The organism is Comamonas denitrificans (assembly GCF_042654745.1).
In the GTDB taxonomy this organism is placed as follows: domain Bacteria; phylum Pseudomonadota; class Gammaproteobacteria; order Burkholderiales; family Burkholderiaceae_C; genus Comamonas; species Comamonas denitrificans.
The window spans coordinates 1-5,644 of the sequence record NZ_JBHSEY010000053.1; the positions used below are offsets into that span (position 1 = coordinate 1).

Annotated in this window: 8 protein-coding genes and 1 pseudogene; 8 read left to right on the forward strand and 1 reads right to left on the reverse strand. The window is 68.2% G+C overall.

Annotated features, from left to right (window positions below; translation table 11 throughout):
* Positions 1-196 precede the first annotated feature (196 nt).
* Genes ACFO24_RS11320 through ACFO24_RS11350 form a run of 7 tightly spaced genes read left to right on the forward strand, consistent with a single transcriptional unit; the run spans position 197 to position 4,942 of the window.
* The gene (locus tag ACFO24_RS11320) at positions 197-559 is read left to right on the forward strand and encodes a roadblock/LC7 domain-containing protein (protein WP_377738441.1); all 363 of its coding nucleotides are present in this window, start codon (positions 197-199) and stop codon (positions 557-559) included.
* A 13-nt stretch (positions 560-572) separates the two neighbouring features.
* The gene (locus ACFO24_RS11325; RefSeq protein WP_333707711.1) at positions 573-1,064 is read left to right on the forward strand and encodes a PAS domain-containing protein; all 492 of its coding nucleotides are present in this window, start codon (positions 573-575) and stop codon (positions 1,062-1,064) included.
* A complete protein-coding gene (locus ACFO24_RS11330) occupies positions 1,064-1,813 on the forward strand; it encodes a phosphate/phosphite/phosphonate ABC transporter substrate-binding protein (RefSeq protein ID WP_377738442.1) in 750 nt (249 codons plus the stop codon). Before ACFO24_RS11325 ends, ACFO24_RS11330 begins: the two co-directional genes overlap by 1 nt.
* Positions 1,810-2,400 (forward strand): hypothetical protein, encoded by a 591-nt coding sequence (locus tag ACFO24_RS11335; protein WP_377738443.1) that lies wholly within the window; start codon positions 1,810-1,812, stop codon positions 2,398-2,400. Before ACFO24_RS11330 ends, ACFO24_RS11335 begins: the two co-directional genes overlap by 4 nt.
* Positions 2,397-3,710 carry a hypothetical protein gene (locus tag ACFO24_RS11340; protein ID WP_377738444.1) on the forward strand — a complete coding sequence of 438 codons (1,314 nt, stop codon included), beginning with the start codon at positions 2,397-2,399 and terminating at the stop codon, positions 3,708-3,710. The genes ACFO24_RS11335 and ACFO24_RS11340 overlap by 4 nt, the downstream gene beginning before the upstream one ends.
* Positions 3,711-3,722: 12 nt before the next feature.
* On the forward strand, positions 3,723-4,268 hold the full coding sequence (locus ACFO24_RS11345) for a GTP-binding protein (RefSeq protein WP_377738445.1): 546 nt from the start codon (positions 3,723-3,725) through the stop codon (positions 4,266-4,268).
* Positions 4,268-4,942 carry a hypothetical protein gene (locus ACFO24_RS11350; protein ID WP_377738446.1) on the forward strand — a complete coding sequence of 225 codons (675 nt, stop codon included), beginning with the start codon at positions 4,268-4,270 and terminating at the stop codon, positions 4,940-4,942. Before ACFO24_RS11345 ends, ACFO24_RS11350 begins: the two co-directional genes overlap by 1 nt.
* A gap of 181 nt (positions 4,943-5,123) precedes the next feature.
* Here the strand turns inward: ACFO24_RS11350 and ACFO24_RS11355 are convergent, their stop codons facing one another.
* Entirely contained in the window at positions 5,124-5,477 is a 354-nt protein-coding gene (locus tag ACFO24_RS11355; protein ID WP_377738448.1) for a Rossmann-fold NAD(P)-binding domain-containing protein, read from the reverse strand.
* Between the two features lie 2 nt (positions 5,478-5,479).
* On the opposite strand from ACFO24_RS11355, the pseudogene ACFO24_RS11360 reads away from it, so the two are divergent.
* Positions 5,480-5,644: pseudogene (locus tag ACFO24_RS11360) on the forward strand (transposase); the annotation flags it as partial.

The following is a 5,644-nucleotide window of genomic DNA, read 5'->3' on the forward strand; positions in this document are numbered from 1 at the left end:
GGCCGAACGTGTTTCGAGGCCCAAAACTCGTGCCATACTTGGCCTCATGCGGTTGAATTTCCTATCCGTAGGCCCAAAACTCGTGCCATACTTGGCCTCATGCGGTTGAATTTCCTATCCGTATCCGTTTTTGCATTCCAATTTGCATGCCGCGGCCACTTGGCGAAGCGGGCTACCACCGACAAAGGAAGAAATTATGCGTACTGACATGTTCCAGCAGGTGCTGGAAGAGCTCAAAGGTTCGTCTGCCGACGTTGAGGCATCGGCCCTGATTTCCACCGACGGTCTGATGATCGCTTCGGCCCTGCCGGCCGGCATGGACGAAGACCGCGTGGGCGCCATGTCCGCCGCGCTGCTGTCGCTGGGCGACCGCGCAGTGCACGAACTGGCCCGCGGCACGCTGGAGCGCGTGCTGCTGCAGGGCGAGCGCGGCTACGTGATCATGAGTTCGTCGGGCACCGAAGCCGTGCTGACGGTGCTGGCCAAGCAGAACGCCAAGCTGGGCCTGCTGTTCCTGGACATCAAGCGCGCCGCCGAGGCGCTGTCCAAGCTGATCTGAGGAGGGTTTCGCCATGGCTTTCCCCCCGATGCAGCCCGCCGCGGATGCGGACCAGGCGCGCCAGCACACCTACCACGACGGCACCAGCCGCACGGTGCAGGTGAGCGAGCGCGAGATTCCCTACCCCGAAGGTCGCCTGATCATCTCGCGCACCGACCTCAACGGCGTCCTCACGCACGCCAACGACGCCTTCATCGAACTCTCGGGCTACACCCGTGAGGAACTGATCGGCCAGCCGCACGCCATCCTGCGCCACCCCGACATGCCGCGCGCCGCCTTCAAGGACCTGTGGGACACCATGAAGGCCGGCAAGAAGTGGCACGGCTACGTGAAGAACCTGCGCAAGGACGGCTCGCACTACTGGGTGTACGCCACCGCCGTGCCCAACATCCGCAACGGCCAGACCGTGGGCTACACCTCGGTGCGCCGCAAGCCGTCACGCAAGAAGATCGAAGAACTGTCGGCCGTCTACAAAGAGTGGAAAGCTGCCGAAGGGAGCACCTGATGAACTTGAATTTGCTGATTGCCCCCGACTTCGCGCCCGAGCGCTTTGCCGGCTGGCACATGCTGAACACGCTGCTGCAGAAGCGCTCCGGCCTGCAACTGCACCTGCTGACGCCCGCATCGGCCGCCGAACAGGCGCAGCTGATCGCCGAGGGCAAGGTGGATGCAGTGTATGCCAACCCGTTCGACGCGGCGTCGATGATCCGCGACGCCGGCTACCAGGCCATCGCACGGCCGGTGGGCAAGTCGGACGAGATGGTGATTGCCACGGCCGCCGGCTCGGCCGCCAACACGGTGGAAGACCTGCAGCCCGGCTGCAAGATCGCGCTGACCGACAACAAGGACGTCAAGCTGATCGGCCTGCGCCTGCTGGAGCCGGCCGACCTGACCGAGGCCGACATCCAGTGGCAGATGGTGGACACCTACCAGGCCGCCGCGCGCATGGCCATCAAGGGCGAGGTCGACGCCAGCTTCTTCCTGGCCGAGGCCTACCACTCGCTGTCCAAGCTGACCAAGTCGCAACTGAAGGCGCTGATGGAAAGCAAGCTGGCCGACATCACGCATGTGCTGCTCACCAGCGCCAAGGTCGGCGCCGACGCCGAGCGCGTGAAAGAGGCGCTGGTCGGCCTGACGGGCACGCCCGACGGCCAGCCGGTTCTGGACGAGCTGGGCATCGCCGGCGGCTTCGAGCCGATGACGCAGGAAGACGCCGAGTTCATGATCGACCTGATGGACACGCTGCTCGATTGATGCGCAACGCCCAGCACGGCCTGTCCGCCAGGCAGCAGTTCCGCCAGGCAGGTCGGCGGGTGCTGAACGCGCCCGCCGACGTGGCGCTGCACGAGCAGCGGGTGAACGCCGCGCTGGGCCTGGAAGGTGCCGAGCCGCTGCAGGGCGCCCTGGCCGACTGGCTGCATGGCTGCGCGCCCGATGCCGCGCGCTTTCAGGCCCTGCTGGCGCGTGCCGACATTCAGCCGCGGCTGGCGCCGTTCGTGCTGCAGGGCCTGCAGGCGCAGGCTGCCAGCGGCCGCAAGCTGCCCGCCGCCAGTGCCTGGGCCACGCGCTGGAGCGTGCTGGTCGCGCCCTCGCTGGACGTGCCGCGGCGGGCGCTGCTGTGCAGCGTCGACGATTCGCGCCGCATCGCCGCCGAGGCGCTGCCGGCGCTGCTGGCGGGCGACGCGCAGGCCGAGCAGGACTTTCTCGCGCACTGCGAGGGCGCCGGCGATTCGCTGGGCTTCATGCTGGTGCGCCGCGCGCTCACACGCGAAGGCCGGGCACTGTCGCCACAGTGGGAAGCCGTGTCGCTGGCTTTGCAGAACGGAGTGATCCAAGCATGAAGAACATCCTCCTGATGGGCCTGACCGATCATGAGGCCGCTGCCGTCGAGATCATGATCGGCATGAACTGGCGCGACCACCGTTGCATCACGCTCAAGCGCGAGCTGTCGCTGGCCATCCCCGAGCAGCACGCCGCCGCCCGCAGCTGCGAAGCCTGCGTGCTGGATCTGTTCGGCCTGGGCATGCGCAAGTATTCGCCGGCCAACGCCACGCGCCTGATGGAAGTGATGGCCGGCCGGCCGGCCGTGCTGCTGACCTGGGGCGACGGCGGGGGCTGGCTGGAGGCCAAGCTGCCGCTGGCCAAGGGCCAGCACATCGGCTGGGTCGGCGTGCCCTACACCAGTGCCGGCCTGCGTGACGCGATCAAGAAAGTCAAGGAAGCTGCCGAACGCATGGTGCCGCCGGCGGCCGCCGCCGTGGCCACTGCGCCCGCCGCCATGCCGGCCTGGCGCCGCGCCATGGAACTGGCCGACCAGCTCAAGCGCAAGGCGGCACCCATGCGTGCACGTGCCTCGGCGCCGATGCCGCTGCCGAAGGCGCAAGCATCTTCCGTCTCCCTGGCGCCGCCGGCCACGCGCATGGCCACCGACGCGGTCGGCCTGGGCAAGGGTGCGCTGGCGGCGCTGCTGCAGGTGTTTCCGCTGCTGCGCGACCAGCCGCTGATCGGCTTGACCGAAAAAATCATTGGTCACGACGGCCCGATGCTGCTGCGCATCGGCACCGATGCGGCCTTCGTCACCCACACGCGCGCCGGCTGGCTGGCCTCCGGGCTGCCGGTGTCGGCCCTGCTGAAGCTGCTGCGCACGCCCAGGCTGGTGGAGAGCGTCCGCGCCGAACCGCTCGACCCCGACCACGTCGAGGAGACGGTGCGCCAGCGCTTCAACGGCAAGTTCCACCGCGCGCAGAAGCCGCTGGACGTGATCACCTGGGAGCTGGTGAGCGACGTGATGCGCGACATGAAGCTGCAGCGCCAGGGCGACCTGACGTTCCAGCTGCGGCGCTTTCCCAACTTTCCGATGCTGGCCGGCGTCGGCCCGCTGGACGTGCAGCTGGCCGCCATCTGTGCCCGCATGCCGCAGTCGATCTCGGAGCTGCTGCGCGCGTTTCCGAAGCACGAGCAGGACGTGCTGCGCTTCGTGGTGCTGTGCGTGGTGTCGGGCCTGGCCAAGGTGATTCCGGGCGGGCCGGTGGCGGCCGGCGCCGTGGCGTCGCCGCGCGCGGCGCAGGCCCCGGTGGCCGCGGCGGCGCGCAAGCCCGAGGTGGCGGCGCGGCGCGGCTTCTTCAAATCGCTGATGGACAAGCTGTTCTAATTTTTCGACGCCATGACCAATATCTACAAGCTCGTGTTCGCCGGCCCCGTGGGGGCGGGCAAGACCACGGCCATCCAATCCCTGTCGGACATCGAGGTGGTGCGCACCGAGGCCAACGTCTCGGACGACGTGAAGACCCTCAAGAAGACCACCACGGTGGCGATGGACTACGGCCTCATGAAGCTCGCCAGCGGCGACCAGGTGCGGCTGTACGGCACGCCGGGGCAGAAGCGCTTCGACTTCATGTGGGACATCCTGACCGAGAACGCGCTCGGCCTGGTGCTGATGCTGCGCGGCAACTCGCCCGACCCGGTGGCCGACCTGCGCACCTACGTGACCGAGTTCCGCGACTTCATCGACCGCACCTCGCTGGTGGTCGGCATCACGCATTCCGACCAGGGCGGCTGGCAGACGCGGCAGATGGTGTCGCGCGAGCTGGTGGCCATGGGCTTGCCGCCGACGGCCATGTACACCGACGCGCGCAGCCGCGCCCACATGGCCACGCTGGTCAAGGCGCTGATCTACGGCATCGATCCGTTCAACAACGCGGAAGAGTGATGAACGAAACCCCTGTCAGCGCCGACGCCCCTGCGGACGACCCGTACCTGGTGCTCACGCCCGCCGGTGCGCTGCACGCCTACGGCGAGCGCGTGCCGGACGAAACCAGCGCCATCCTGCAGACCCTGATGCCGCGCGGCGCCTCGCTGCGCCGCAGCGCCTGGCTGGAGCTGGCGCCCGAGCACCGCACCGTGCTGGCGCGCGCGCTGTACGAAGGCTGGGTGCACGAGGTGCAGCGCGAACTGCGCGCGCCCGACGTGCGGCTCGACAACTACCTGCCGCATGCCATTGCCGGGCTGTCGGGCACGCGCACGGCGGCGCTGGCCTCGGACGAAGGCTTCTGCCTGGCGCGCGTGGGCTATTCCGAGGAAGAGGCCGAAACCCTGTGCGTGGTGGCAGCCGATTTCTTCGACTTCGCCAAGCGGCAGAAGCAGCGCGGCTGGGCGGGCACCGGCCGCGCCGTGTCGTTCCACGAAGGCATCGACATGCTGCTGCCCACCACCACGCTGATGCTGTTCTGGGTGGATGGCACCGGCTACTGGCTGATCCTGGGCGGTGAGCCGCTGCTCAACAACCGCGCCCTGGTCGAGCTGATCTGGGGCATCCGCACCGCGGGCACCAAGTTTGCGGTGCGCGAGACCACGTCGATCGCCAGCCAGATTCTGTCGATGTAAGCGCCGCTGCCGTGGGCGGTGCGCGGCCTATCTCACTCTGATGATGGGGGAGTATCGGTCGCCAGCGCCCGTCTGTCGGGCGCTATCGGCGGCCTATACGGGGAGTATAGGAGTGGGCCGCGTGCGGCAAGTCGGCGAGGCGGCGTCCATCTCGGGCCAGCCCGCGCCCACGATTACCGTGTCAGGCCAGCCGGCCCAGCAGCAGGTACTCCATGAGTGCCTTCTGCACGTGCATTCGATTTTCTGCCTCGTCCCACACCACGGACTGCGGGCCGTCGATGACGTCGGCCGTCACTTCCTCGCCCCGGTGGGCCGGCAGGCAGTGCATGAACAGCGCATCGGGCTTGGCGGCGGCCATCATCTCGGCGTCGACACACCAGTCGGCAAAGGCCTGCTTGCGCGCCTCGTTCTCGGCCTCGTAGCCCATCGAGGTCCACACGTCGGTGGTCACCAGGTCGGCGCCTTCGCAGGCCTGCATCGGGTCGGCAAAGTTGTGCCAGTCCTTGTTGCCGCCGTTGCCGTCCAGCGCGGCCAGGTCTGCACCTCACACCGCTGGAACTGATCGACCGCATCGCCGCGCTGGTGCCACCGCCACGCACCCACCGGCACCGCTACTTTGGTGTGCTGGCACCAAACTCGCCGCTGAGAGCGGCGGTAACGGCGCTGGCTCAGCCTGCTGCGTCGCAACCAGCCACGGTGGAG

What these genes read in the sequence shown, in the direction of transcription:
- ACFO24_RS11340 (WP_377738444.1), top strand. Translation starts at nt 2,397, where the DNA reads ATGAAGAACATCCTCCTGATGGGCCTGACCGATCATGAGGCCGCTGCC.
- ACFO24_RS11325 (WP_333707711.1), top strand. Translation starts at nt 573, where the DNA reads ATGGCTTTCCCCCCGATGCAGCCCGCCGCGGATGCGGACCAGGCGCGC.
- ACFO24_RS11320 (WP_377738441.1), top strand. Translation starts at nt 197, where the DNA reads ATGCGTACTGACATGTTCCAGCAGGTGCTGGAAGAGCTCAAAGGTTCG.
- ACFO24_RS11350 (WP_377738446.1), top strand. Translation starts at nt 4,268, where the DNA reads ATGAACGAAACCCCTGTCAGCGCCGACGCCCCTGCGGACGACCCGTAC.
- ACFO24_RS11330 (WP_377738442.1), top strand. Translation starts at nt 1,064, where the DNA reads ATGAACTTGAATTTGCTGATTGCCCCCGACTTCGCGCCCGAGCGCTTT.
- ACFO24_RS11345 (WP_377738445.1), top strand. Translation starts at nt 3,723, where the DNA reads ATGACCAATATCTACAAGCTCGTGTTCGCCGGCCCCGTGGGGGCGGGC.